This window comes from Bartonella sp. MM73XJBT.G (genome assembly GCF_028618435.1).
In the GTDB taxonomy this organism is placed as follows: Bacteria; Pseudomonadota; Alphaproteobacteria; order Rhizobiales; family Rhizobiaceae; genus Bartonella.
Genome location: NZ_JAQISW010000011.1, coordinates 1 through 26,931, shown reverse-complemented (window position 1 = coordinate 26,931; position 26,931 = coordinate 1). Strand labels below are relative to the sequence as shown.

Sequence of the window (26,931 nt, the reverse complement as noted above, 5' to 3'; positions counted from 1 at the left end):
TTCCTTGATGTTCTCCCTGTGGCCCCACTAAATGACCATCCTCTTATTAAAGCTTGGAGAGACAATACTGGCTTGTTATCCTCAAGATTGATCATTAATCCACATAATACATATTTTTACAAAACTTACAGATCTATATAAGGAAAAATATTGTTTCCATAGTAATATCTTTTCTATACAAGAAGAAAAGAAAAGCTTGAGAGTTTCCTATGATTAATAATATTTACTGCGTTGGACGTAATTATGTGGAACATGCCTATGAACTAGGTAATGTTGTTGAAGATGAACCTGTTATATTTAGCAAGCCGAACAGCTCACTCATCTTAGGAAATCAAATTAATCTTCCTAATTTTTCTGAAGAAATACATTTTGAAACTGAAATTGTGCTTAGAATCTCAAAGGATACTTTTATGGTCAATGAAAGAGAAGCTGAAGAATGTTATGATTCTGTAGCAATAGGTCTTGATCTCACCGCTAGAGATTTGCAAACAAAACTGAAAGAAAAAAAGCTTCCTTGGCTTTTATCTAAGGGATTTAAAGGCGCCGCATACGTCTCTGACTTCATAAAAAAGGAAAAAATAAACGATCCAATAACTTTTGAAATGAAGCTAAATGGCGAAACGAGGCAAGTTGGCAATACGAAAAATATGATCTTTAGCTTTGAAAAAATAATATCATTTTTAAGTCACTACATTCAACTAAGGCGTGATGATATCATCTATACAGGCACTCCAAAAGGCGTAGGAAAACTCTCTAAGTTTGATGAAATAGAACTATATCTCAAAGATACATTAATCTCAGAAATAAAGGTCAAATGAATCATCAAATACTCACCTTTTTCATCATTTCATTTTTTTAGTCATCTCACTTGACCGAGTATGGCCCTTATCATTGATAAGGCAACGACAGTGGAAAAAAGAATGCATTTGCTAACATTTTAGGATTGTGTACAGCAACATATGTGCATGGCACATTTTCCATATTAAGTGTATCAGCAATTGTTCTCAACAACAAAACGCTCTTTTTTTAGTAAAGCTCATGGGTGGCTACTATTTATTATATATGGGTGTTAAATCGATTAAATCTGGAGTTAACACCTTAAATTCAAAAGAAATAATACAAAAAAACGAAAAAAATACTGAAGGTAAAGTGAAGTTTTACCAGCTATATGGATGGTTTTATGACACAAATACTCAATCCTAAAATATCCATGTCTTATATCACGGCCTTTCCAAAATTTTTGGCGTCTGGCGGTGGTAATCAAAAAGGTTTTGAAGTTGTCACGATACATTCCTTCAACATCTTTGCATGATTTACTTTAATGACTATTTTTATATCATTTGCAAGCGTCACTTAAAAAAAGAAAAGAGTATATTAATAGTGCAACAGGAACAGTTTTATCACTATTTTCTTTTTTCATTTTCTTTGGGATAACACTTCCCTCTTTGATAAGGGCTCGCAAAGCTAACAGACTAATCTTTCCGTGATTCTGTCTTTCATTATGAATATTTCCACCTTTAACAGGTTTATACAATCACAAGTGTTTTCTTATGTTCTTTGGATAACTGAATGATGCTGCATTTCTCTCTCATAGTCTAAAGACCTTGTATATAAACAATGTGAATTTTTCGCAATATTTTATCAATATCTAAATGAAACTCTTATTCATCACTTTAAAAGAAAAGAGCTCCTTTTCACTTATGATAGTATCATAAAAATAAAAAAGTGACTTTAGAAAATCATTTAAATTTTCTATCATTAGGGACTTTTCCCTAAACTAAGATGACAACTCTATAATGCTACTTAAGAAAAAATTAAAACACTCTCTATTATGAATAACAACATACTGATTATAAATGATAATTTTTATAAACTCATAAAAAAAGCTAACAATTTTCAGAAATAATTTCAAAGAAGAAATCTATCGAGACCTTTTTAGGAGCCATTTATCTGTTATTAAAACAATAAAAAGCGCCCTCTTCAAATATCTGTTATGTTATTTTAAGAGAAAAGCATCCTCTTTTTTCAAAACCATACTCTTTTCTTTATCCACACAAAATTATAAAAAATGTTTTTTTCCTTTACACCTCATTTATATCATGCTTCGATACGAAATATATCTTTTTAGTGTTATTTAATCTCAAAATAATTCAAAGGGAACCCTCAAAAAATGAACTATAAACAAAATTTAAAAGATAATCCTCAAAAGAAACTGCAACGTGGCCTCGATAACCGTCACGTACAACTTATAGCTCTGGGTGGTGCTATTGGAACAGGACTCTTCATGGGGTCAGGAAAAACAATTAGTGTAGCAGGTCCTTCAATCCTTCTCGTTTATGCGATTATTGGTTGTGCTCTATACTTTGTCATGCGTGCTATGGGAGAATTATTGCTTTCTAATTCGCAATATCGATCTCTTATTGATTTTTCAACCGATATGCTAGGACCGGGAATGGCTTTTTTTGTTGGCTGGAACTATTGGCTAAGCTGGGTTGTGACTGGAGCTGCAGATATTATAGCTATCATTAACTATATGCATTTCTGGTGGCCAACACTTAATCCATGGATCGTTGTTTTTGCTTGCATTGGTTTCTTTTTAATTCTTAATCTCCTTGCTGTAAAGTTTTTTGGTGAACTTGAATTCTGGTTTGGTCTTATCAAAATCGTAGCAATTTTAGCATTAGTTATTGTTGGATTTTATATGATCGCTACAGGCTTTACCTCTCCAAATGGTACTGTTGCCTCTCTTAACCATGTATGGAATGGCGGTGATATATTTCCCAGAGGAATTACAGGTTTTTTTGCTGGATTTCAAATTGCCATTTTTTCTTTTGTTGGTATCGAAATTGCTGGAACAACGGCAGCTGAAGTCAAAGAACCTAAAAAAGTTCTCCCTAAAGCAATTAATGCAATACCAGTGCGTATTGTACTCTTTTACATCCTTTCTCTTGCTGTAATTATGTCCGTTACACCTTGGAATCAAATTGTTCCAGAAAAAAGCCCCTTTGTCTCCATGTTTTGGCTTGCAGGCATTCCAATAGCTGCTGGTTTAGTCAATTTTGTTGTTCTCACCTCGGCTGCCTCTTCAGCAAATAGTGGTATTTTTTCAACTAGCCGCATGATATACGGGCTTGCAACACAAAAAGGTGCTCCTCCAATTTTAGGAAAGCTTTCCAAATACCGTGTTCCAGCCAATGCTCTGTTCTTTTCCTGCCTATGTATTTTAGTAGGATACACAATTGCGTCATCATCTCCAAGCATCATAAGTGCTTTTACAATTGTGACAAGTATTTCAGCGATTGCATTTTTATTCGTATGGTCCGTTATTTTGATTAGCTATATTGTGTATCGTCGCAATCACCCTCATTTACATGCTGAATCCGTCTACAAAATGCCAGGTGGTACCATCATATGTGGGATTGTGTTAGTATTTTTTGCTTTCATGCTCTATTTGTTGACATTAGAACACGATACCTTCACAGCTTTAAAATACAGTATCTTCTGGTTTATTTTCTTAGGCATAATGTATTTTATGTTTATAAGAAAAAAAATTGCTCCAAAAAATAAATAAAATCTATACAAAATGTCTCAAAAAAGAGTAACTAAAGTTACTCTTTTTTTTACTTAATCTTCTTTTGACACCTCAAAAAAAGAGGATTTCTCCTAGCACTGTTTTGTAAAAAAAATCTGATCTGTTAAGGGAAATGCCGCTAACCGCTTATATGGTTCACCTCCATAAGGCTCTATGGGCAGCTTCTACCCTAAATACTGACCACACATTCTAAAAATACCTAATGTATAAAATTTTCTATGCTTTATCACTGCTCTAAACAACGATGTTGTAGGGCATAATAGGATAAGACACGAGATATTCTGTAAAGAATTTTCTATAAAATTCACCTGCATTGTTTACTAAAAAATATTTAGATTTTACCTAAAACATCCGTAAAATTTTTCTATAAAAATATTTTTTTAGTAAACTATAAATTCTTATTTTTCAAAAACTATTTTAAATATATTTTATATAATAAGTAAAATATTATATAATATTAATATAAATATGTATAAATAATAAAAAAATAAAACTTTATAATAAAAATTATATGACATAAATTTTTATAAAATAATTATTTCATTAATTTGTGATTTTTTTCTTTATTTATATAAAATAATAGAAAAAAAATCCTTTACTCCTCCAGCATATCATGTTCCGATAGAAGAGATTATCTTTTTTAAGGTAATTTTTATTTTAAAATAACTAAAGGGAAACTCCCAAAAATGAACAAACAAAATTTAGAAAAAAAAACGAAGAAGAAATTGCAACGTGGACTCCATAACCGCCACATACAACTTATAGCCCTTGGTGGTGCAATTGGAACAGGTCTCTTTATGGGATCAGGAAAAACAATCAGTGTAGCAGGTCCCTCAATCCTCCTCGTTTACGCAATTATTGGTTGTGCTTTATACTTTGTCATGCGCGCTATGGGAGAATTATTGCTTTCTAATACACAATATCGATCTTTTATTGACTTCTCGACCGATCTTCTAGGGCCATGTGCTGGCTTTTTTATTGGCTGGACATATTGGTTGTGTTGGATTGTTACTGGAACTGCTGAAATTATTGCTATTGTCACTTATGCACACTTTTGGTGGCCTGAACTCAATCCATGGATTCCTGTTATCATTGGTCTTATGTCCTTTTTAATCCTTAACCTCGTCGCCGTAAAACTCTTTGGCGAACTTGAGTTTTGGTTTGGTTTTATCAAAATCGTAGCAATTTTGGTTTTAATTGTTGTGGGATTTTATATGATTTTCACCGGTTTTATCTCTCCAAACGGTACAGTTGCTTCTCTTAGCAATATATGGAATGGTGGAAATCTTTTTCCACAAGGGATTACAGGATTTTTTGCTGGATTTCAAATTGTTATTTTTGCTTTTGTTGGCATTGAGCTCGCAGGAACAGCGGCGGCTGAAGTAAAAGAGCCTCAAATAGCCCTACCACAAGCTGTCAATTCAATACCAATCCGCATTATATTCTTTTATATTTTTTCTCTTCTTGTGATTATGTCAGTAACACCTTGGGATCAAATCAGTCCAGAAAAAAGCCCTTTTGTAACAATGTATGCACTTATCGGCATTCCAATTGCTGCTGGTTTGATGAATTTTGTTGTTCTCACAGCAGCCGCTTCTTCTGCAAATAGTGGAATTTTTTCTACCAGCCGTATGCTATATGGTCTAGCAACACAAAAAGGGGCTCCTAAATTTTTAGGAAAACTTTCTCGTAATCACGTTCCAGCCAACGCATTATTCTTTTCATGTATATGCATCTTAATAGGTTACACGGTTGTAACGTTATCTCAAACCCTCATAGCTGCTTTTACAATTGTTACGACAATTGCCGCAACATTGTTTATATTTGTATGGTCTATCATTTTGATCAGCTATATTGTCTATCGTCGCAATCGTCCTCTCCAGCATACTGTCTCTCCCTATAAAATGCCGGGGGGCGTTGTTATGTGTTGGGCGCTTCTCGTTTTCTTTGCATTCATTATTTATTTATTATCATTAGAAGCAGATACAGCCATAGCTTTAAAATACACTCCAGCATGGTTTATATTTTTAGGCATTGTATATTTTCTTTTTGGAAGAAAAAATTATGCAAAAACTTAAAAAATAAAGCTCCTAAAAAGTAAAGCCTATGTGCAAGAAACACATCAAAAAAGGGTAACCTAAGTTACCCTTTTTGGGTATTTATCTATTAAAATGATAAAAATATCTCTGGAGAGACTTCAATTACGTTCTTTATCAACCAAAGCATTAGATTTTATCCAAGGCATCATAGAGCGGAGTTTCTTACCCACTTCTTCAATAGGGTGGCTATCATTTAAACGCCGCATAGTTTTAAAGTGAGCAGCACCAGCTTTATATTCTTGGATCCAATTTGATGTAAATTTACCCGTCTGAATATCTTTCAAAATACGCTTCATTTCTGCTCTTGTTTCATCGGTAATCACGCGTGGGCCAGACATATATTCTCCCCACTCCGCTGTATTGGAAATTGAATAATTCATATTTGCAATGCCACCTTCATACATGAGATCAACAATCAATTTAACCTCATGTAAACACTCAAAATAAGCCATTTCTGGCGCATAACCTGCTTCTGTTAGTGTTTCATAACCTGCTCGAATAAGCTCAACAAGACCACCACAGAGAACCGCTTGTTCACCAAAAAGGTCCGTTTCACATTCTTCTTTAAATGTTGTTTCAATCACCCCTGCACGTCCACCACCAAGACCACATGCATAAGACAATGCCACATCATGGGCTTGTCCTGATGCATCCTGTGCAACTGCAATTAAGCAAGGAACACCGCAACCCCGTTGATATTCATTGCGGACAGTATGGCCTGGACCTTTAGGAGCAATCATCACAACATCAACTGTTTTTTTAGGTTCAATGAGGCCAAAATGAATACTCAAGCCATGTGCAAAAGCAATGACCGCACCATCACGTAAATGATCATGAATATGTTCTTTATAAATATCCGCTTGTAATTCATCTGGTGTTGCCATCATAATAAGATCTGCCCATTTTGCAGCCTCGGCAACACTCACAACTTCAAAGCCATCTACGGTAGCCTTTTTAGCTGTCGCCGACCCTCCACGCAAAGCAATTTGCACATTCTGAACACCGGAATCTTTTAAGTTTAAAGCATGTGCACGCCCTTGTGAACCATAACCAACAATGGCTACTTTTTTTCCTTTTATCAAATCAACATTTGCATCACGATCATAATAAACACGCATAAAAATACTTCCTTCTCTCTAACATTTAAACTAAATTTCAGATTATTTTTATTAAAATAAAAAGTAAAAAACGACCTTCAGTGCTTCACACACTGATAAAGATAAAAAACGCCGCTTATAAGAACACAGCAACTGAATAATCTTTTAAAGTTCACATATTGCATAGAAAAACTGTAGCCCCCAAACATTCCCAAAACATATACGGATCCCCAAATAAACCACAACTGCTGTCCTACAAAGACGATACTTACACAAAATAAAATTTCTAAAGAAAATATATCTGCTAAGATTCTATCTTTCTATCGCGCAACAAAACATTATAGCCTAAAAACTAAGATACAACATACAATTTCTAACATGAACCAAATTAATATGGATAGCAAGAAAAATTACAAAATAACAAGCACCGTTTTAAGACAGCTTTCAAAAACATATATACAGCCATATCTTTTAAATAATAGAGAATATACATTCCCTTACAAATTTTACTTTTTACATTCTTTAATAGCCATGCCTTTCAGACAAAACAAAATGCCAAAAATGAATATTCCTATGTTATTTACTCACACGTTTTTTAAAGAAATCTTTTACTACGCTCGAGCCCTTTTCAAGAAACCCTATAAAATTTTCCCTAGCCTAAAATTTGTAAAAGTCTAAGATTTATTTGGCCCTCTTTTCCTCCTAAAGCAATAAGTTGATATCATCACTCTAGCTTTTTTCTCCCCATGTTGTAGAAACACATAAAAATTTATGAAATGAACTCAAGAAAATTCTGTATACTCATTCATTAAAAACTCCAGGAATCTCCTTATAATGAAAAGTACTTTCCTATTTCTTATCTCTCACCCCCTATTTTTATCCCTTTAAAGAAATTATAGTAAGAAAGTCGCTCAGAATGACGGTGCAAATAAAAAATCTCATGCACTCAAAAAGAACAAAAAGCGACCTATAAACAGAGAAATAATAGAATATTTATTATGTGCTAACAATGTTATTTCACAAAACCTATGCAAAATCATTTTTTTTACAAAAAAACAGAACTGTATAAAAACGCACTATGTCTTATTGTATAGAGAAAAATCACCCCAATAGCCGAATGAAACGTTGAACAGTGTTATGCATTCCATACTCTAACGCATCAGCAATAAGCCCATGCCCAATAGAAACTTCATCAAGCCAAGGAATATGATGAACAAGAGCAGGGAGATTTGTCATTGTCAGATCATGCCCTGCATTAACACCAAGCTTCAGCTCTTGAGCTTTTCTTGCTGCTAAAACAAGCTTATTAAGTTCTTGTTCCTGTTTTGTCTTATCGTTAAATGCTCCCCCATAAGGTCCAGTATAAAATTCCACGCGATCAGCACCAATCTCTTTAGCAATATCAAGACCATCAACAATAGGATCAGCAAACAGTGATACCCGAATTTTTCTTGCTTTCAAGCGTTGAATAATAGGTGCTAAAAATTCTGCATGACGCGCAAAATCCCAACCATGATCAGAAGTTGATTGTGCTGGATCATCAGGTACAAGAGTAATCTGATCAGCATAATTTTCTGCTCTATCCAAAAACGTCTCGCTTGGATAACCTTCAATATTAAATTCAGCACGAGGAAACATGCTGTGAATTAAACCATGTATATCTGGTAGATCAGCAAAACGAATATGTCTTTCATCAGGACGTGGATGAACTGTCAAACCCGCAGCACCAGCTGTAAGTGCTATATGCCCAATATTGTTGACATTTGGCCAAGGAAGATTACGCCGATTGCGCAAAACAGCAATAGCATTAAGATTAACAGAAAGTTTGATTGCCATACACACTCCTCTATTTCTATACTTAAAGACAGAAAAAAGACCCTCAGCCCTATAATTCCAGAAAATAAAATTCTTTATCTAGCGAACAATTGTTAAACGCTCTGCCGCACGCGTAATTCCTGTATAGAGCCACCGCGCATACATATCGCGAAATGCAAAACTCTCATCAAACAAAACAACATTATCCCATTGAGATCCTTGTGCTTTATGAACAGTTAATGCATATCCATAATCAAAATCATCATATCTCTTTTTTAACGCCCACGAAATCTCATGATCAGGATTTTCAAACACTGCTTTTAAAAGCTTAATTTTCGCTACCCCACGCTCGCTTTCTTCTGGTTTAATAAGAAGGCTCATACTTGGCTTAACAGTTTCCTTCTGCGAAGTCATCACTTTCCATAAAGAACCATTCAACAAGCCTTTAGGAGGATCATTGCGCAAACAAACAAGCTTATCTCCTGCTTGAGGATAATCTGATGTAAATCCCTTCAGCGCACGCAAACGCTTATTATAAAGATGGCGTGTTCGGTTAATTCCTACCAACACCTGATCAGCTTCCAACACCAATTGTTGATTCACTTCTTTGCGTGTAATAACGCGCGCTGCTCCATAATCACCATAAGTAATATCACGTCCTTCACGCACATCCATAGCCAAACGGACAATCGGATTATCACGTGCTTGCCGATGAATTTCTGAAAGAAGAAAATCCGGCTCACCATTAGAAAAAAAGCCCCCTCCTGAGATAGGAGGCAATTGGCCTGGATCACCCAGAACAAGAATAGGTGTTCGAAAGCTCATTAAATCACGTGCCAATTGTTCGTCCACCATCGAACACTCATCAACAATGATAAGCGCAGCTTGCGCAGCAGCACTTTTCCGATTGAGTGCAAATGTCGGTGCAATAGACTTTTTCCCTGTTACTTCGTCAGAAACTTCTTCTTCTCCACGCGGACAATAGATCAACGAATGAATAGTACAAGCATTGCTTGCACCTTTAGAACGCAAAACCTGTGCCGCTTTTCCTGTAAAAGCAGCAAATTGGACAGAACCATCAACTGTTTCAGCAAAATAGCGCGCAAGTGTCGTCTTGCCTGTCCCCGCATAGCCAAAGAGGCGAAAAAGTGGAGAACGCCCTTCCTTCAACCACGCACCAACAGCCTTCAATGCATTATCCTGTTCCCGTGAAAACTGCATAGCTTACCAACATAAGATTTGCATAAAAAGAGCAGTATTTTGAAAAAAAACGACTATCAAGAAAAACTTTTTTATTAAGAATTGCTGACACACGCCCATCTAACAACTTTCGTAGCACAATTATCAATTATTTACCCATTGCTTTTTCAAGATATTGTAGCAATCTAAATTTTATCTATACATCGATCTTCTTTGTAACACCTTATACTTATCAAATAAAATATCATTTTTTACAACAGTAACACCAACAATGGAATATGCATATCTTAAATTTAAAATAACACCTCTATACACTTTTTCTAACCAAAATTTAGAATGAGAAAAAGAGCATTGCAATTGCAAAACCCTTGCTAGAAAAAATATCCTTAACAAGATAAAAATAATGTAATTTTATGAATACTATTTTACACAATCAATCGGCTTTCTTGCACATAAAAATAAAGTACATCCACTCTTACGAAATAATAATGAAATATATCAAGAACCTTTTGGCAGAAAGAGAAATAGCTCTCAACAAGCCTAATTAATCCTATGATGATACAGCTATAAAGTTCCTATCTCCCTCTTATCATGATTTTAATAAATTGACTCTTCATGCTACAAATAAGTTATATCTCAACGACAAAGAGAGACATCACGCTTATATGAAGCACGCTTTATCTCGCACAAATATGGAGCTTTTTCTGTTTCGACAATAAAATCTGGTTCGTAAGTATGACCTTCTTGCTAGTCTATTATAAGGAAACTGGGACATGGTTTCATGTCCAGCGTAGCACTTCAGGTTTGTCCCCGAGAATATGAGAAAAGCGCAATTCTCCATTTACTCAATCAAACTTTTTCTTTTTGTCGCAATGTGTTAAAGTTTATAAAGACTAACTGATTAATACTATTCTTATTGCTAGAAATACAATGAAATCAAGGTGTATAATTTGTTAATAGGCTTGGCGTTATGTCAAAAAATCAGCAGTGAGATTGCTTTTTGGTTGTTTTAGAAATGAAATAATGGCTCAAATATTGATGAATAAAACGGGGGATTTAAATTGAAAATATTAATTCCAGATGACTATCAAAAAGCCACCCTAACATTACAGTCTATTAAAAAATTAATGAAATCGCATGAAGTGCTGGTTATAAATAATTTAGCTCAAGAATGTGATTTAGAAGATAAGCTCAAAGAGATAGATATTCTTATCTTAATCAGAGAGCGGACTATAGTTGATAGAAATCTTCTCCTGAAACTGCCAAATTTAAAATTAATCTGCCAAACAGGCCCTATAGGTTCACATATTGACATAGAAGCTTGTAGAGACTTAGGAATTGAAATATTAGATGGTGGTGGAGATCCAACTTCTGCTGCTGAATTTGCCTGGCTCTTAATGATGTCTGCGCGGAGAAAATTCTGTAAATCTGTGTCTGATATGAAAAAAGGACGATGGCAAACAACATTTGGCAACCAAATGAAAGGGGCTACTCTTGGAATATTCGGGTTTGGGCGTATTGGGAAAAAGGTTGCTCAATATGCTCAAGCTTTTGGCATGTCCATTTTGGTTTATGGGAGCGAGCGTTCAACACAAGAAGCAAAAAATTTAGGTTATTATTTTACGCATTCAAAAAATGATTTTTTTACACGTCCTGACATTATATCTGTACATTTACGTTTAAGCGATAAAACCAGAGAAATCATTCAACTAGATGATCTGTTGAGTATGAAACCCCATGCTCTTTTTGTCAACACGGCGCGTTCAGCTTTGGTTGAAAAAGGGGCAATAGAAAAAATACTAAGTTTGGAAAATTCAACTTACTTTGCACTGGATGTTTATGACAGCGAGCCAGTATATGAGAGCAAATTATTGCAATCAGAGAGAGTTCTTTGCACACCACATCTGGGCTATGTGACTGAAGAAAGCTTTGAGAATTATATGGAAAAAGCTTTCCAAAATATAGCGTCTTTTATGAAGACGCTTAATGCCGGCTGAGCTAATGTTTGTAAAATTTATCTTATATCGCTAGCGTATCAAATTTGCACGACACATAATAGCTTATTTCCTTAAATGAAGCATATTCCTTAGCTTGTATATTAATACCAATCATATTAACAAATTTTTATGTCATCCGCATAAAATACCTCATTTATTGTTGCAATCATTATTAAAAAGACTACCAATATCCTCTCATTGTAGGGGGCTGAGTGAGCAATCATCAATTTATAGAAAAAAATTATTATCGATGGATTGTATTGCTTGTTGCCACTATCTCTCAAGCATCAGCCTGCTTCTTTGTTCAAGGGATTGGTCCTTTAGCTGAATTTTTTAAGAAGGATTTCTCGCTGAGTGACTCTCAAATAGGTTTGCTGTCTTCAGCAGCGCAATTCCTACCTATTATTGGCTTACTTATAGCTGGCGAATTACTAGACAAGTTTAACGAGCGCTATATTGTTGGCGTTGGCGCACTCGGCGTTTCTGTCGCTCTTTTGTTGGGAGCAATCGCAGATAACTATATTTTCCTTTTGGTTTGTTTGCTCATTGTAGGGGGATTTTATAGTTCTGCTCAACCTAGTGGCGCTAAATCTGTTTCTGCATGGTTTCCACAATCGCAACGCGGATTTGCAATGGGAATAAGGCAGGCGGGACTACCATTAGGTGGGGCATTAGCTGGGATGGTTCTTCCTGCGAGTGCGCTTGTCTATGGCATACAAGGTGCGTTTTTGGTCGGTGCCATCGTTTCTTTTTTAGGGGGATGTATCTTTATTATCTTTTATCACGCACCCGCAAAAGTTGTCGCTATCGTTCCAAAAAGCAAGGCAAAAGTTTCGTTCTATGCAAATGTAAGGTCTCGTCTTGCGATGTTGGCTGCGCCGCATATGAAGAATATTATTTTTTCAGGCGTTTCACTTGTGATCGTCCAATATGTTTTAACCATTTTTATAACTGTTTATTTTTATAGAATCTATCACCTGCCTCTAGATAAAAGTACTTATTTGTTTTTTGTTTCACAGGCTTCTGGTGCCTTAGGAAGAATTATTTTAGCAGCGTGGAGTGATCATTGTAAAAAAGGACGATTTTTTCCTGTCTTGTTTTGCATGATTGCAGTCGTTTTGGGATTTTTAATATTAATTTTGAGCTTGAGCGGATCCATAATTTATTTAACTCTTTTATCTGCTTGGTTAGGTTTTTTTGGATTAGGATGGTATGGCCCTTGGGTTGCTTATATTGTAGACTCCTCGCCGAAAGAAAGCGTTGGCTTTTCTCTGGGATTAGCAATGTCTGTCAATCAAATCGCAATTATTGCTGCTCCACCATTATTTGGATTAATCCAAGATTTTACAGACACTTATTTACTAACATGGTTGATTTTAATTTTAATGATTGTTTTTTCACTTTTCTTAATAAAAAAGTAGGGGAATATAATTGGGGAGGAAACTATAATGATAAATGAAAATACTTTTGAGTTGAGCAATGTCGAAAGAGACAATCTTTGGGAGGCTTTAGACCATATTATTTATGATCCATACGGTGGTATTGAATATTCGGTTAAGCTAAAAAAAATAGCATTTTCGCTGCTACCCCATAGAATCTTGGCAATTCTTATGAACCAAAAGATGTCTATTACCCCTAGACCATATTTAGTCTTTGAAAACCTTCCTATTGATAGAAAAATTAATACGTCACCTAATCCTTATAATTTAGATGCGTCTTGTAAAAGTAGCTATATGAGCGAAAATTTAATTATGATGTTTTCTTTATTGATCGGAGAGCCTTATTCAATTAAGTTTGAAGGCAAACATATAGTAAATAACCTGGTTCCTTTAGAGGATAATAAAAAAGATTATACAGGATTAGGATCTGAAGTTGAGTGAGATTTTCATAGAGAAAATGCTGCACTAAAATTTATAAAAGGTTTAAATTTATCTCCTAAAGGGATACTTTTAACTGGTGTTCGCAATGATGTTGATGGCCCGTTAACGAGAATATCTGATGCACGTCTAGCTTTAAAACTTTTAAGTGAAGAGGATTTGAGGAGTTTAAGGGATAATTTATATATAATTAATGTTCCCTATGAGATGGAGAAAAAATGGGGTAACCTCTACAAGTAAAGTGCCCCTCGTTCAAGGGGACGGTGAATTCCCAGATATCAGCGCTGTTTTTTATCCGGGCATGTTAGAACCACAGTCCAAAAAAAGCCAAGGACGCTTTAGATCATTTTTATGAAGCTATTAAGGCTGTATCTTTTGGAATTGATGTACAACCAGGAAGATTATTATACATTGATAACAGAATGGCTCTACACTCTAGAGATAAATTTTCTGGATCATTTGATCGTTATAAAAATCCAATGCGGTGGATTCAAAGAGTATTTGTGTCTGCAGACTTATGGAATCATCGATATGTAGAACAAATAAAAGAAAGAGTCTTTGATTTTCAATGCTAATGTCCTGATAATGATATGATGGTGAGTATTATATATTATTGACGATACATCTCATATGTATAGATTTCTCCTGCATAATCAAGTGAGGTTACTACCTGATTATAAGCTATAGTGGTCAATTAATTTTCTATGACTGCATTTGATCTTTGTTATTTTTGCCTTTCCTTCCAAGCCGCTAGGGTGATTATCCTATCAAGCCCTTAAAAGAGTGATTTGGAGTAATTTCATAATGCAAAACCAAAACATAGTGACAAACTTTTCTATTGTTTTCACAAGTATGACGGTTTGCATAGTTGCACCTTTCAAGCACGGCAGCTTTTTTTCTTGCACGATGGAATCTTTCATATATTGAGATAACATAATTAATTTATAACAGATAATGCAATGTATTATCTAAAATAATGCAACGAAATAGCTATTAATGTGAACATATGAATTAAAAAATAAACATCGCGTACAAATAAATTCAAACATAGTTGGGCACACGACTTATAATATTTTTTAGATGAGCAAATAATAATACACCCCATGTCTTTAAACAAAAAATGAAAATCATAAAATGAGCTCTAAGGATAATAGGAACTCTCCACAAAGAAGAGACAGAGATGAAGACTCCAAAGACTTCATCATTATCCTTTACTATTTTGTTAACATATTCATTTTATACAAGAATCTTTCCCTCAGAAGAAACAGCATTTGCAACAGCTTCCTCGCTTGCCTCATCGGGTAATAACATCTCATTATGGGCACATCCCGATGGGATCATAGGAAAACAGTTTTCTAAATGATAAACACGACAATCAAAAAGAACTGGCTTATCACAATCAATCATTTGCTGAATTTTATCATCAAGTTCATCGGGTTTTGAACAATAAATTCCCACCGCTCCATAAGCTTGTGCCAATTTTACAAAGTCAGGCATCGATTCCGTATAAGAATGAGAAAGACGATTACCATGCAGCAATTGCTGCCATTGGCGAACCATCCCCATATATTGATTATTTAAAATAAAAATTTTTACAGGTGTGTCATGCTGAATAGCTGTTGCAAGCTCTTGAATATTCATTTGAATGGAGGCATCACCAGAAATACATAAAACAAGCGCATTAGGATGTGCTATTTGAACACCGATAGCCGCAGGAAGACCATACCCCATCGTTCCAAGACCACCAGAAGTCATCCAATGTTTTGGTTCATCAAAATGATAATATTGTGCTGCCCACATCTGATGCTGTCCGACATCCGTCGTCACATAAGTATCCCCCTCTTTGGTCAGTGCATAAAGCCGTTCAAGAGCATATTGGGGCATGATAACATCTTTTTTTTTCATATATGTCAATGAATTACGAGCTCTCCAGCGATTAATTTGCATCCACCATATTTTTCGACTTTCTTGATCAAACTTTAATTGATCTCTATGCAAATGTTGCATTATATCTGTCAAAATATGCTCCACATCGCCAATCAGTGGAACTTCTGCTTTGACGATTTTATTGACTGAAGAAGGATCAATATCAATATGAATAATACGTGCATGAGGTGCAAATGCATCCAATCGCCCCGTGATACGATCATCAAACCGCGCACCAACAGCCAACATGACATCACAATCATGCATAGCCATATTCGCCTCATAGGTTCCATGCATTCCCAGCATTCCAAGCCAATTTTTATGAGAAGCAGGATACGCACCAAGTCCCATTAAGGTTGAAGTAATTGGAAAATCTCCCCATTGAACCAAATTACGCAAAAGCTGGATAGCCTCCCCCCCCGATGAAATAACACCACCACCAGAATAAATAACAGGGCGTTTTGCCTCAACTAAAAGAGAAACAGCCGATTTGATGGCATCACGATTATTCCCTTTCAGCGGTAGAGAAGAATGTAAAGATTCTTGGACTTGAGGCGCCCTATAAAATCCTGAAGCAAACTGAACATCCTTAGGAATATCAATCAAAACCGGTCCTGGGCGTCCCGAACGTGCAAAAGAAAAAGCTTCATGAATAATATCTGCAAGATCATTGACATTTTTAACCAACCAATTACGCTTCGTACAAGGCTTTGTAATTCCAACCGTATCAGCCTCTTGAAAAGCATTTGTTCCAATCAGCGTTGTCGCTACCTGACCAGAAAAACAAACAAGAGGAATAGAATCCATGAGTGCATCTTGCAAAGGTGTCACAGCATTCGTTGCCCCTGGACCAGAAGTCACCAGCATAACACCGACCTTTCCAGTACTGCGTGCATAGCCTTCAGCGGCATGCCCCGCTGCTTGTTCATGACGTACCAAAATATGCTGGAGTGTATCTTGATGATAAAGAACGTCAAAAATAGGAAGAACAGCCCCACCAGGGTAACCAAAAATATGTTTAACCCCTTGATCTATAAGAGCTTGAACCACTATTTCAGCCCCCGACATTACTTTTCCATCTACACTCTCTTGCTGTCTTGGATCATTTGTCATTTTTCCCACTCACCTACTTGATAGGACAATAAAAAAGCCCCTAACGGAGCCCATAAAAAAAGACTCTCAAGGAGTCCTCTACACAACACATATTGTATGATCTCCCCCATTATTCTAATGCACAAAATATATAAAAAAAATCCTTTACAGAAAAATCTCTAATTCCATTGAACCCATTCGTCAATAAAAAATTAATATTTTCTCCAAAGTTTCTTCTTAAAGCTCCAGTTTTTTCATCAAGAACTAAGCCTCCATTCTTCATCAAATTGATGACGAAACCATGTCATTTGTCTTTTTGCATATCTTCTCGTTTGTGTTTTCACCGCTTCCAGAGCATTTTCAAAGCTTCTATATCCATCCAAATAAGCCATAAATTCAGGTATACCAATCGCTTTCATCGCTGGTAACGAAGAAGAAAGCATAAGTTTCTTTATGGCCACCACCTCTTCTAATGCCCCTCTTTCAATCATAGAGTCCAAACGTTTATGAATGCGTTCATAAAGCAAAGAACGTGGTAGCATGAGAAGAATTTTTTCAGCACAATGGGACGCAATGAGAGGCGTTGTTTTTTGCTTCTGCCACCAACTTAATTTCTTACCTGTTGCATCATAAACTTCCAAAGCACGAACAATACGCTGCCCATCTTGCGAAGAAATTTTTTCAGCAACAACAGCATCAATCTGTAACAACTGACGATAAAGACTTTCAGGTCCCTCTTTATCAAGCAGCAAGCGCCATTTCTGCCGCACAACATCTGGAACATGAGGAATTTGCGAAATCCCCTCCAAAAGAGCACGAAAATAAAGTCCTGTTCCACCAACGAAAATAATGGATCTCGATGTAAAAGTAACCAACAGCTTCTCAACATCACACAACCATTGTCCTACTGAATAATTCACTGAAGGATTCACATGACCATACAAATAATGTGGAACAATCACGGTATCAGCCACCCTCGGCCGTGCCGTTAAAATATTTAAAACGTCATAAACCTGCATGGAATCCGTATTAATAATGAGAGCATTTCTTTCTTGAGCCATTTGCAAAGCAAGTTCTGATTTTCCACTTGCCGTGGGCCCTGCTATCAATGTAATTGTTCTCTGTGTCATGAAGAGCAATTCCTATCAATCAGAAACTTATTGCAACATGCATAACTACCTGCAAAGCCTCTGTATTTTTCTTCATTATCATAAAGAAAACCTTTATAAAAATACGAACAAGACCTCACCTTAAATATAAAGAAAAACTTTATAAAAATTATAAAAGAAAAAAAATGGGTTTAATAACAACATCAAAGGAATTTCCCAAGAATCTTTGCGATCATACTTCAATAATAAACCCTAGCCATAATCATTTTGTCCATTAGACCACTAAAAGTAGGCTTTTCATTCTCATTTATGACAATAATACTAAGCTAACCTTATAAAATCAAACAGATTTATTTTTCCTATAACACCAGCATATTGCTCTGACTTATAATAAGAGGCTCTAAAGCTTTTTTCTTCATGCTTTCTTTTTTATAACTATTTTTTCATTTGTCATAAAGATAAGATGTTAATACATCAATAACTTGATTGAGTATAATACGATTTTTCTATGGAATAACTTTTTCAAACTGAAGAGAAAAAACGTTCTCTACAGTACAAAAAATATAATTACAAAGGCTGAAAGTTTCCCTCAGTAAAACATTATTTACAATAATAATTAAGCGTTTTGCAATTTACCTGCAAGCTCCATAAGATTGATTTATTTTTCCCCCTCTCTCATAAGGCATGAGATCAATACCATTCACCTGCGTAATCCAAAGAGATGAAAGTTACTTTAAGAAAGACGGTAAATACAATTGCTAACTTGCACTTTTATTTAGCGCAAAATGGAGCCATCCAATGGACTTTATGTCATACAATCAATACGCTCCATCATGAAATGAGCTTAAAGATACTAGATAGATGTCACGCTGAGCTACCTAAATACCTATATATGTAAGACTAATAAAAACAAATTCTTCAAACATCAATCCATTAGGCATCAATCCATTGGGATCGTTACGAACCGCAACTCTCCATCTGGACGCGCTACAATGAGTAAAACATTTTTGCGTCCAGCTTCACGTAATTTATAAAAACGTTTTTTAGCATCATCAATTGTTATAATAGCACTCTGATTGATATCAACAATCACTTCACCAACGCGAATACGCTTTTTATCCGCAGTACTATTTTGTGTAACAGATGTCACCACGAGTCCTCGAAGTTTATCTGAAATTGAATAACGATGACGCAAATCCTCTGTTAATTCAGATAATGTCATGCCCATCAATTGCATTGTCACACTTTTCGGCAGATCATTATTTTCTTTATCATCGACTTCTTCTTCTGTATCTTCATTGTCATCGGTCTCAATCAAACGTCCAAGCGTAACCTTTACGATTTTTTCTTGCCCATTCCGTAAAATAGTAACATCCACAACGCTCCCTTCTGAACTCTCCGCGACTAAACGGGGGAAATCACGTGCATGCTTAATTTTGGCATTCCCAAAAGACAGAATAACATCTCCTGTTTGCAACTGGCTATTATCGACATTATTTTTTTCCATTTGTTCTATTTTACCAGCTACCAACGCTCCTACAGCGTTTTCTAGTTTTAAACTTTTTGCAATATCTTCTGTCACCGGTTGAATACGAATAGCCAGCCAACCACGTCTTATTTCTCCAAAATCACGCAATTGATTAATAATAGAAAGAGCCATATCCGATGGAATAGCAAACCCAATACCGATCGATCCTCCAGAAGGAGAAACAATGGCTGTATTAATGCCAATGACTTCACCATTTCTATCAAATAACGGACCACCAGAATTCCCTCGATTAATCGCTGCATCTGTTTGAATAAAATTATCATAAGGACCAGCATTAAGATCACGATTACGTGCAGAAATAATACCAACCGTTACACTCCCTCCAAAACCATAAGGGTTACCAATCGCCATAACCCAGTCACCAATACGTGCTTTTTCTGAATCACCAAAACGCACAGCTTTTAATTTTTTACTTCCCGCATCCACTTGAAGCAACGCCAAATCCGTTTTACTATCCTTGCCAAGAAGCTTCGCCTTAAGTTTTGCACCATCCGTAAAATTCACTTCAATATCATCAGCATCAACGATAACATGATAATTTGTAACAATAAGCCCTTTTTGCGCATCAATTACAAAACCAGACCCCAAAGAACGCACCTTTTGAAATTGACTATTTTTTTCCCCCTCTTTGGGTGTAAAAAAATCATTAAAATATTCTTCCAACAATGAATCTTTTGGAATAACGGGTATCGAAGTATTTTCATCCTGTTCTGTTCCTTCAACAGTCTGTGCCGTAGAAATATTTACAACCGTTTCCAAAAGCTCAGAAGCTAAATCAGGAACAGAAGGCAATGTCTTATTTATCTCTGCGCTCCAAGACAAACGCATGGATCCTGATAAAAATAAAATCACACAAAAAACAACTCTTGTGATAAAAAACTTCAAAAATATATTTCTACTCACGATACTTCTACCCATGACATGCCTTTAAACCAAAGCTGTAAAGATCCTTACTTAATAGTTATTAATGCAAAATCGGTATGGCTTAACATTCTTTTACATTCATCATAAAAACAAGCAGCGATAGAGCATACTTCCCACACGAGTACGCTCTATACACTGTTTCATCTATTCTCCGCTGGACTTTGAATCAGTTTTACTCAAACTAGGACTCATTGCTGATGAATTTTTTTTCTTTGCTTGCGGAAAATTTCTAAAATAAAAAAAGAAATCCTCATTTGGTGAAATCACCATCGGTATTTTCTCTAAATTCTTATACTGTTCCATCGCTAACCAAAAATCGTAAAAAGATGGATTTGCTTCTCTCGCATTGAGTAAAATGCGAATACTTTCAGCCTGTCCTTCACCGCGCGTAATTTCAGCATCACGCTTTGCAGCCGCCACAATTTCTTCATATTCACGATTTGCCTCTGCGACAATACGATCTCGCTCTTGTTGACCACGAGCGCGAATATTTTCCGCAACTGCTTCCCGCTCCGCAGCCATTTGCCGATAAACATCTTCCGAAACAGCATCGGTTAAATCGGTTTTTCGAATACGCACATCAACAATTCTAATACCTAGCGAACCTGCATCTATAGAAAATTGCCTTTGAACCTCGGCCATCATCGCGCCTCGCTCATCCGATAAGGCTGCTTTAAATTCTCTCTTACCATAAACAGCTCGCAAAGCGTCAATAAAACGTGGTGCAAGATTTTCACGCGCTGCAATTTGCGGGCGCCCTGAAGCAATACGTTGTAAAAACAATTTAGGATCCGTAATACGATAAATAAAGAACGCATCCACTTCATAATAAGCCCCCCCACGAACTTGCACAGATTGTGTAGGAACATCATAACGCAATAAACGATTATCCACCACAATCATCTTATCCACAAAAGGTATTTTTACATAAATTCCAGGATTAGATTCTACCTTAACGATTTGTCCAAAACGCTTAATAGCAACTTGTTGACGAGGATAGACAATAAAAAATGACATCCACAACATGATCAAAAAAAATATTATGGTACTAAAAACAAACAAAAAACGAGACTGCTGCATTATTAACGTCCTCCGGAAATCTGAGTATTCAAGAGCGATGTAGAACGTGCTGATTTTATTTTTTCTTTTTCTGATAAATTATTACGCAGCAATTCATTCAAAGAAAGATAAGGCACCGCAGGAGAATTAATTTGATCGAGAACCAATTTATTGGGTGAAGAAAAAATACGCCCCATCGTCTCCATATAAAGACGATACCGTGCAGCCTCTGGTGAAACTGCAGCTTCACGGGCTATGGCCTGAAAACGTTCAGCACGCCCTGTTGCCTCTTCAATCATTTGTGCTTTTTCACCTTTTGCGATTTCCCGTGTACGTGAAGCTTCACCATTTGCTAAACCAATCTTCGTAAAACGCACACGATTTCCTTCTTCAATCATTCGTCCACGTTCCTGCTCAGCCTGCTGAACAGAATTAAACGCTGCAGCAACTTTGGTAGGAGGAGCAGCTTCACTGATCGATACACGGCTTATTTCAACCCCGAGCTGATACTTATCGACAGTCAACTGGGTAATCTTTCTCACATCGTTAGCAACTTCTTCTTTTTTATCGCGTAAAACATCATCAACAGGTCTTGAGCCAATAACTTCCCGCATTGCACTTTCAGCGACCTGACGAACAGTTCCCTCTTGATCATTCACATTGAATAAAAATTGTCCTGGATGTGAAATGCGATAGTAAACAGAAAAATTGACATTCACAATATTTTGATCACTCGACAGCATCAAGCCTTCACTTTGTTGTCTCTGTCCAGGCTGTCCACCAATTGCAATTGTTTTTTCCGTTAAAGGTACTTTCATGTAAGTTTCAATTGGCCAAAAATGAAAATGTAAACCATCACCGATAATTTCTTCTTTAGGCACACCAAAACGCAATTCTACTGCTTGCTCATTTTGTTGAACGATATAAAGTGACTGATAGAGAAAAAAACACACGGCAATCAGAAGGAACAAAACAAAAATGCCGCCCCGACTAAATTGTTTAAAATGGTCCTGTCCTTTACGCAAAATATCATCGAGATTGGGGCCATTTCCGCCACCATTATTGCCACCAGAACCAAAAATATTCTTATTAGCCGATGTCTTTTTGTCACCGCTGTTCTTATTTTTATCGCCACTCCATGGGGCACCACCATTTTGATTTGTCCAGGGCATTATCACCTCTTTAACTGATTACCATTCATTCAAATACCGATCCTTCACTTAAAGCCTATAGGGTTTCTCTTATCTCAATTACGCAGCTAATAAACCCTTTACACTTCATATCACAAAAATCATTTCCGCTCGTAAACAACAAAACGTGTCGGATGACTATCTTTATCCCCTTTTGGAATATCTTGTGTTTGCACGACAGTCCACTTTTCTTTATCAAAAATAGGAAAAAAACAATCACCTTCCATAGAAGCTAAAACTTCTGTAAGAAATATTTTATCAGCAAGTCCAAACCCTTGTTTAAAAATTTCACCCCCACCAATAATAAAAATTTCCTCTACATCATTTTGAGAAGCAACAGTTGTGGCAAGAGAACAAGCCTGTGATAAAGAATGTGCAACAACTGCCCCTTCAGCGCTGAAAGTACAATCGCGCGTAATGACAATATTTGTGCGCCTTGGTAAAGGTCTTCCGATAGAATCCCAAGTTTTTCGCCCCATTATAATAGGCTTACCCAACGTCAACGCCTTAAAGCGTTGCAAATCTGTTGATAAATGCCAAGGCATTGTACCTTTACAACCAATAACACCATTTTCTGCAACAGCGGCAATTAAACAAATGGAAATCTTCATATTGCTACCGGGGCTTTAATATGGGGGTGTGCTTCATAATTAAGCAATTCAAAATCCTCGAATTTAAAAGAAAAAAGATCTGTTACCGCTGGATTTATAAGCATACATGGCAAAGCATTTGGTACACGAGACAATTGATATTTTGCCTGTTCAAAATGATTAGAATAAAGATGAGCGTCCCCCAATGTATGAATAAAATCACCAACTTTAAGGCCACTGACTTGCGCAATCATCATCGTTAACAATGCATAGGACGCAATATTAAATGGAACTCCTAAAAAAATATCCGCCGAACGCTGGTAAAGCTGACAGGATAATTTACCCTCAGCAATGTAAAATTGAAAGAAACAATGACAAGGTGGAAGAGCCATTTCTTCTATCAATGCGGGATTCCATGCTGATACAATGAGACGACGAGAATAAGGCATCTCCTTAATCATAGTCAACAGATTACTTATTTGATCAATATGACGCCCATCAGGAGCTGGCCAAGAACGCCACTGATACCCATAAACAGGACCAAGATTTCCTTGTTTATCAGCCCATTCGTCCCAAATAGACACACCATGCTCTTTCAACCATGCGGTATTTGTATCGCCTTTAAGAAACCACAAAAGCTCATAAATAATTGAACGCAAGTGTAATTTCTTTGTCGTCAACAATGGAAATCCTGCTTGCAAATCAAAGCGCATCTGATACCCAAAAATAGATCGCGTTCCAACACCCGTTCGATCTGTGCGATCAATGCCCTGATTTAAGACGTGAGATAAAAGAGTAAGATATGACTTCATGGAGCTATTATGTCCGATTCTTTTCATTATAGAAAATAAAAACTATAAAATCTGTACAAACATACTTCAAATCTTTTTCCCAAAACATCTTACACAAGAAATTATCATGATCTGACTAAATTTTTGATGCAAAAGATAAAATACTATAGACAGATTCTAAGAAAATAACATAGAGGGATAATGAACAAAGATGGCTGAATGTAAAATAAGGGATTGACTATGGAAAAACAAGAATCTTTAGCACCACATGATACAAGGAAACGTGTTCTTTCGATCATATCGAGTGCATCAGGGAATCTGGTGGAATGGTATGATTTTTATGTTTATTCTTTTACATCTATTTATTTTGCCTCACAGTTTTTTCCCTCCAATGGAGATGTTGTTGCCGAACTTTTAAAATCTTCCTTCGTCTTTTTTATAGGTTTCCTCATGCGTCCCATTGGCGGTTGGCTCTTTGGATTCATTGCGGATCGTTATGGACGTAAACGCTCTTTGCTAATTTCCGTTTTTATGATGTGTGGTGGTTCGTTTCTCATCGCCCTTCTTCCTACATATGAAACGATTGGAGCAGTAGCACCAATTCTTCTCATTTTACTCCGCATGCTTCAAGGGCTCTCAGTCGGCGGTGAATACGGAACAACAGCGACTTATATGAGTGAAGTTGCTCTAAAAAAACGTCGCGGTTTCTTTAGCTCGTTTCAATATGCCACGCTCATTGGAGGTCAACTTCTTGCAAGTTTGGTTATGTTTATTCTCGCCCTCTATCTCTCTGAAGATCAATTAAAAGCATGGGGCTGGCGTATTCCTTTTGCGATTGGTGGATGTGGCGCAATTGTTGCGATTTATCTACGTCGTTCACTTCACGAAACAACCACTAAAGAAAGCCGTTCTAAAAAACAAGCTGGTAGTCTTAAAGAACTTCTACGCAACCACGGAAAAGCGTTCCTTTTAGTTATCGGTTTTACAGCGGGAGGATCGCTGACATTTTATACCTGTACCACTTATATGCAAAAATATTTGATAACAACAACCGGATTTGATAAACATACTGCGACAACAATAATGACGGCCGCACTATTTGTTTTTATGCTACTCCAACCCCTCTTTGGTTCTCTCGCAGATAAAATTGGCACAAAAGCTTCACTGGTTATTTGGAGTTCCTTATCTATCATCTTTACAATTCCTGCACTTAAAATTATTGGAAATACTAATGATATGTGGGTTGCTCTCTCCATTATTATTGGCATGCTTTGTATTATGAGCTTTTATACATCCGTCTCTGGTATCGTAAAAGCAGAAATGTTTCCTGCTTCAATCCGAGCAATGGGGGTTGGTCTCTCTTATGCTATTGCTAACGCACTATTTGGTGGTTCTGCTGAAGCTGTCGCGCTTGAATTTAAAAAAGTCGGCTATGAATCTATATTTCATTTTTACATAGCAGGCATGATGATTATCGCCTTCATCGCAATTCTCTTAATGCCAGATGCTCGCAAAAAAGGATATTTACAAGGAGATGATATTGATTAACTTTTGATCCTAACAAAAAAGCCTAGAATTCTAGGCTTTTTTGTATCTATTCTACGAGAAATTAAAGCTTGCAATTTTTTATTTTTATCCCTCTAAACTCACTAAAGAAGAAATTTTCTCTCTTCCCACATAGGGCACTTATAAAAATAAGCGGTGGCTCCGCACTGTTATGAAGAGATGATTCTTTGGCTTAATTTCGTTTGCTGAAGACAAAAAGACGTTTGATTTATTTTAATACTTCTATTCCTCATCAAAATTAAAGCCCCCATGAAAAATAGAAAAGGCCCATTACGTTATGAATTTCCGCACTTTTTTTAAGATGCATTTCTCAAATAGACTCAAATCCATTTCACGATGACACCCGTAAAGAGCATAACAGTAAAGCCCTCTGAGAAGGATAAATCACACAATACATTGATTTATAATGATATATCTAGCATCTTTTAACTTGAATTAAAACCCAACATCACGTAAGGTTTTCTCATTTGATATTTTTTTATGTTGAACCAACTTAAAACACCTCTCGTTTACACATTACAAGTAGGGGAAAAGCCATGGCGGATAAAATTGTATAAGAAAGGACTAAAAATGGCTCTTATAAACCGTCTCAAAAACTAAAGGGCTCAAGAACTCCTTAACATTGTGGACCAACCTCTTCATAATTAATACTAATATCTTCATAATTAATACTAATAAAAGTGCAAACGGCTATCATTCTACTATTTGTTAGCTCTACTATACTCTATTCTCTAGTCCTTAAAATTGCACATTCCCTTGATACTTGAAATAGTTCATCAATAGATTTTTACCCACACACCAATCTCACATGTAATAGCCAGTAATACCATTTTACGACACAACATCAAACCCATAAGCCAAAGAATATCCATATCCTCAAAAACACTCTCATATGCCAATAATTTACAATGAAACAAAAAAAGCCTTAAAAGATTCTAAAAGCACACAATTTAATAATACACCATAAGCTCAAAACAGCATTAATCGCTCTAGAAAAATCTTACAATGAAAGTTCTAAACTTTAAATGTACAAGCTCATTCTTTCATCATCATAAGTTTTAAAACTATACAAAAGCGTTTAAGCATGAAATAAAAGACGATTTATTAATTATAAACAGTATAAATTAAGTTATATTTCATACTATAGTTCAATTAAAGTTTATTTTATTTATTATAATATAAACTTATTTATTCTATCTAAATTTTAAATAAAATATTTTTCTAATAAATTATCATTATAAAATTGTATTTTTATGCTATACATCATTAACAACTTTAACGAGCAGAAAAGTTATCAATCTAAAAGGGGGAAATTTCATGAGTAACCAAACAACTGTAGATCCACATGATACAAGGAAACGTATTTTTGCTATCATATCCAGTGCATCAGGAAATCTGGTAGAATGGTACGACTTTTATGCTTACTCCTTTGCATCGGTTTATTTTGCATCACAATTT

Annotated in this window: 18 protein-coding genes and 1 pseudogene; 9 read left to right on the top strand and 10 right to left on the bottom strand. The window is 36.0% G+C overall.

From position 1 onward, the window contains the following. Nucleotides 1-209: 209 nt before the first annotated feature. The 3 genes from PVV59_RS06655 (at nt 210) to PVV59_RS06645 (ending at nt 5,670) form a co-directional block, all read left to right on the top strand. On the top strand, nt 210-818 hold the full coding sequence (locus PVV59_RS06655) for a fumarylacetoacetate hydrolase family protein (protein WP_273755382.1): 609 nt from the start codon (nt 210-212) through the stop codon (nt 816-818). A 1,352-nt stretch (nt 819-2,170) separates the two neighbouring features. Further along, entirely contained in the window at nt 2,171-3,571 is a 1,401-nt protein-coding gene (locus PVV59_RS06650; RefSeq protein WP_273755381.1) for an amino acid permease, read from the top strand. Nucleotides 3,572-4,278: 707 nt separating this feature from the next. Continuing rightward, the gene (locus PVV59_RS06645) at nt 4,279-5,670 is read left to right on the top strand and encodes an amino acid permease (RefSeq protein ID WP_273755380.1); all 1,392 of its coding nucleotides are present in this window, start codon (nt 4,279-4,281) and stop codon (nt 5,668-5,670) included. A 119-nt stretch (nt 5,671-5,789) separates the two neighbouring features. Here PVV59_RS06645 and ilvC read toward each other — a convergent pair whose 3' ends face one another. The 3 genes from ilvC to PVV59_RS06630 form a co-directional block, all read right to left on the bottom strand. Further along, the gene (ilvC, locus tag PVV59_RS06640; RefSeq protein WP_273755379.1) at nt 5,790-6,809 is read right to left on the bottom strand and encodes a ketol-acid reductoisomerase; all 1,020 of its coding nucleotides are present in this window, start codon (nt 6,807-6,809) and stop codon (nt 5,790-5,792) included. Nucleotides 6,810-7,889: 1,080 nt separating this feature from the next. Next, nucleotides 7,890-8,624: a pyridoxine 5'-phosphate synthase gene (locus PVV59_RS06635; RefSeq protein ID WP_273755378.1), complete on the bottom strand. Its 735-nt coding sequence runs from the start codon at nt 8,622-8,624 to the stop codon at nt 7,890-7,892. Nucleotides 8,625-8,702: 78 nt separating this feature from the next. Further along, nucleotides 8,703-9,824: an ATP-dependent RecD-like DNA helicase gene (locus PVV59_RS06630; RefSeq protein WP_273755377.1), complete on the bottom strand. Its 1,122-nt coding sequence runs from the start codon at nt 9,822-9,824 to the stop codon at nt 8,703-8,705. 1,040 nt (nt 9,825-10,864) lie between these two features. Between PVV59_RS06630 and PVV59_RS06625 the strand changes: the two genes are divergently transcribed. From PVV59_RS06625 to PVV59_RS09925, 4 genes are all read left to right on the top strand, one after another. Next, complete coding sequence (locus PVV59_RS06625) at nt 10,865-11,800, top strand: D-2-hydroxyacid dehydrogenase family protein (RefSeq protein ID WP_273755376.1); 936 nt, start codon at nt 10,865-10,867, stop codon at nt 11,798-11,800. Between the two features lie 212 nt (nt 11,801-12,012). Then, nucleotides 12,013-13,221, top strand: a complete 1,209-nt coding sequence (locus PVV59_RS06620; protein ID WP_273755375.1) for an MFS transporter — start codon at nt 12,013-12,015, stop codon at nt 13,219-13,221. A gap of 27 nt (nt 13,222-13,248) precedes the next feature. Next, complete coding sequence (locus tag PVV59_RS06615) at nt 13,249-13,680, top strand: hypothetical protein (RefSeq protein WP_273755374.1); 432 nt, start codon at nt 13,249-13,251, stop codon at nt 13,678-13,680. A gap of 356 nt (nt 13,681-14,036) precedes the next feature. Continuing rightward, nucleotides 14,037-14,252 (top strand): TauD/TfdA family dioxygenase, encoded by a 216-nt coding sequence (locus PVV59_RS09925; protein WP_273755406.1) that lies wholly within the window; start codon nt 14,037-14,039, stop codon nt 14,250-14,252. A 661-nt stretch (nt 14,253-14,913) separates the two neighbouring features. On the opposite strand, the gene PVV59_RS06605 is transcribed toward PVV59_RS09925, so the two are convergent. The 7 genes from PVV59_RS06605 to PVV59_RS06575 all read right to left on the bottom strand — a co-directional run bounded on the left by PVV59_RS06605 (nt 14,914) and on the right by PVV59_RS06575 (nt 23,928). Next, on the bottom strand, nt 14,914-16,716 hold the full coding sequence (locus tag PVV59_RS06605; RefSeq protein WP_273755373.1) for an acetolactate synthase 3 large subunit: 1,803 nt from the start codon (nt 16,714-16,716) through the stop codon (nt 14,914-14,916). Between the two features lie 236 nt (nt 16,717-16,952). Continuing rightward, nucleotides 16,953-17,825, bottom strand: coding sequence for a tRNA (adenosine(37)-N6)-dimethylallyltransferase MiaA (gene miaA, locus PVV59_RS06600; protein ID WP_273755372.1), 873 nt, complete (start codon nt 17,823-17,825; stop codon nt 16,953-16,955). A 919-nt stretch (nt 17,826-18,744) separates the two neighbouring features. Further along, entirely contained in the window at nt 18,745-20,271 is a 1,527-nt protein-coding gene (locus PVV59_RS06595; protein ID WP_273755371.1) for a Do family serine endopeptidase, read from the bottom strand. Nucleotides 20,272-20,421: 150 nt separating this feature from the next. Next, nucleotides 20,422-21,357: a protease modulator HflC gene (gene hflC, locus PVV59_RS06590; RefSeq protein ID WP_273755370.1), complete on the bottom strand. Its 936-nt coding sequence runs from the start codon at nt 21,355-21,357 to the stop codon at nt 20,422-20,424. Nucleotides 21,358-21,359: 2 nt separating this feature from the next. After that, the gene (hflK, locus tag PVV59_RS06585; RefSeq protein ID WP_273755369.1) at nt 21,360-22,508 is read right to left on the bottom strand and encodes an FtsH protease activity modulator HflK; all 1,149 of its coding nucleotides are present in this window, start codon (nt 22,506-22,508) and stop codon (nt 21,360-21,362) included. 119 nt (nt 22,509-22,627) lie between these two features. Beyond that, nucleotides 22,628-23,137, bottom strand: coding sequence for a dihydrofolate reductase (locus PVV59_RS06580; protein WP_273755368.1), 510 nt, complete (start codon nt 23,135-23,137; stop codon nt 22,628-22,630). Next, nucleotides 23,134-23,928 (bottom strand): thymidylate synthase, encoded by a 795-nt coding sequence (locus PVV59_RS06575; protein WP_273755367.1) that lies wholly within the window; start codon nt 23,926-23,928, stop codon nt 23,134-23,136. Before PVV59_RS06575 ends, PVV59_RS06580 begins: the two co-directional genes overlap by 4 nt. A 219-nt stretch (nt 23,929-24,147) precedes the next feature. On the opposite strand from PVV59_RS06575, the gene PVV59_RS06570 reads away from it, so the two are divergent. Further along, complete coding sequence (locus tag PVV59_RS06570) at nt 24,148-25,455, top strand: MFS family transporter (RefSeq protein WP_273755366.1); 1,308 nt, start codon at nt 24,148-24,150, stop codon at nt 25,453-25,455. Nucleotides 25,456-26,790: 1,335 nt separating this feature from the next. After that, a pseudogene (locus PVV59_RS06565) lies at nt 26,791-26,931 on the top strand (alpha-ketoglutarate permease); the annotation flags it as partial.

Excerpts from the sequence above, each read along its gene's own strand:
- PVV59_RS06655 (WP_273755382.1), top strand. The coding sequence starts at position 210 with ATGATTAATAATATTTACTGCGTTGGACGTAATTATGTGGAACATGCC.
- PVV59_RS06650 (WP_273755381.1), top strand. The coding sequence starts at position 2,171 with ATGAACTATAAACAAAATTTAAAAGATAATCCTCAAAAGAAACTGCAA.
- PVV59_RS06645 (WP_273755380.1), top strand. The coding sequence starts at position 4,279 with ATGAACAAACAAAATTTAGAAAAAAAAACGAAGAAGAAATTGCAACGT.
- ilvC (WP_273755379.1), bottom strand. The coding sequence starts at position 6,809 with ATGCGTGTTTATTATGATCGTGATGCAAATGTTGATTTGATAAAAGGA.
- PVV59_RS06635 (WP_273755378.1), bottom strand. The coding sequence starts at position 8,624 with ATGGCAATCAAACTTTCTGTTAATCTTAATGCTATTGCTGTTTTGCGC.
- PVV59_RS06630 (WP_273755377.1), bottom strand. The coding sequence starts at position 9,824 with ATGCAGTTTTCACGGGAACAGGATAATGCATTGAAGGCTGTTGGTGCG.
- PVV59_RS06615 (WP_273755374.1), top strand. The coding sequence starts at position 13,249 with ATGATAAATGAAAATACTTTTGAGTTGAGCAATGTCGAAAGAGACAAT.
- PVV59_RS06605 (WP_273755373.1), bottom strand. The coding sequence starts at position 16,716 with ATGACAAATGATCCAAGACAGCAAGAGAGTGTAGATGGAAAAGTAATG.
- miaA (WP_273755372.1), bottom strand. The coding sequence starts at position 17,825 with ATGACACAGAGAACAATTACATTGATAGCAGGGCCCACGGCAAGTGGA.
- PVV59_RS06595 (WP_273755371.1), bottom strand. The coding sequence starts at position 20,271 with ATGGGTAGAAGTATCGTGAGTAGAAATATATTTTTGAAGTTTTTTATC.
- hflC (WP_273755370.1), bottom strand. The coding sequence starts at position 21,357 with ATGCAGCAGTCTCGTTTTTTGTTTGTTTTTAGTACCATAATATTTTTT.
- hflK (WP_273755369.1), bottom strand. The coding sequence starts at position 22,508 with ATGCCCTGGACAAATCAAAATGGTGGTGCCCCATGGAGTGGCGATAAA.
- PVV59_RS06580 (WP_273755368.1), bottom strand. The coding sequence starts at position 23,137 with ATGAAGATTTCCATTTGTTTAATTGCCGCTGTTGCAGAAAATGGTGTT.
- PVV59_RS06575 (WP_273755367.1), bottom strand. The coding sequence starts at position 23,928 with ATGAAGTCATATCTTACTCTTTTATCTCACGTCTTAAATCAGGGCATT.
- PVV59_RS06570 (WP_273755366.1), top strand. The coding sequence starts at position 24,148 with ATGGAAAAACAAGAATCTTTAGCACCACATGATACAAGGAAACGTGTT.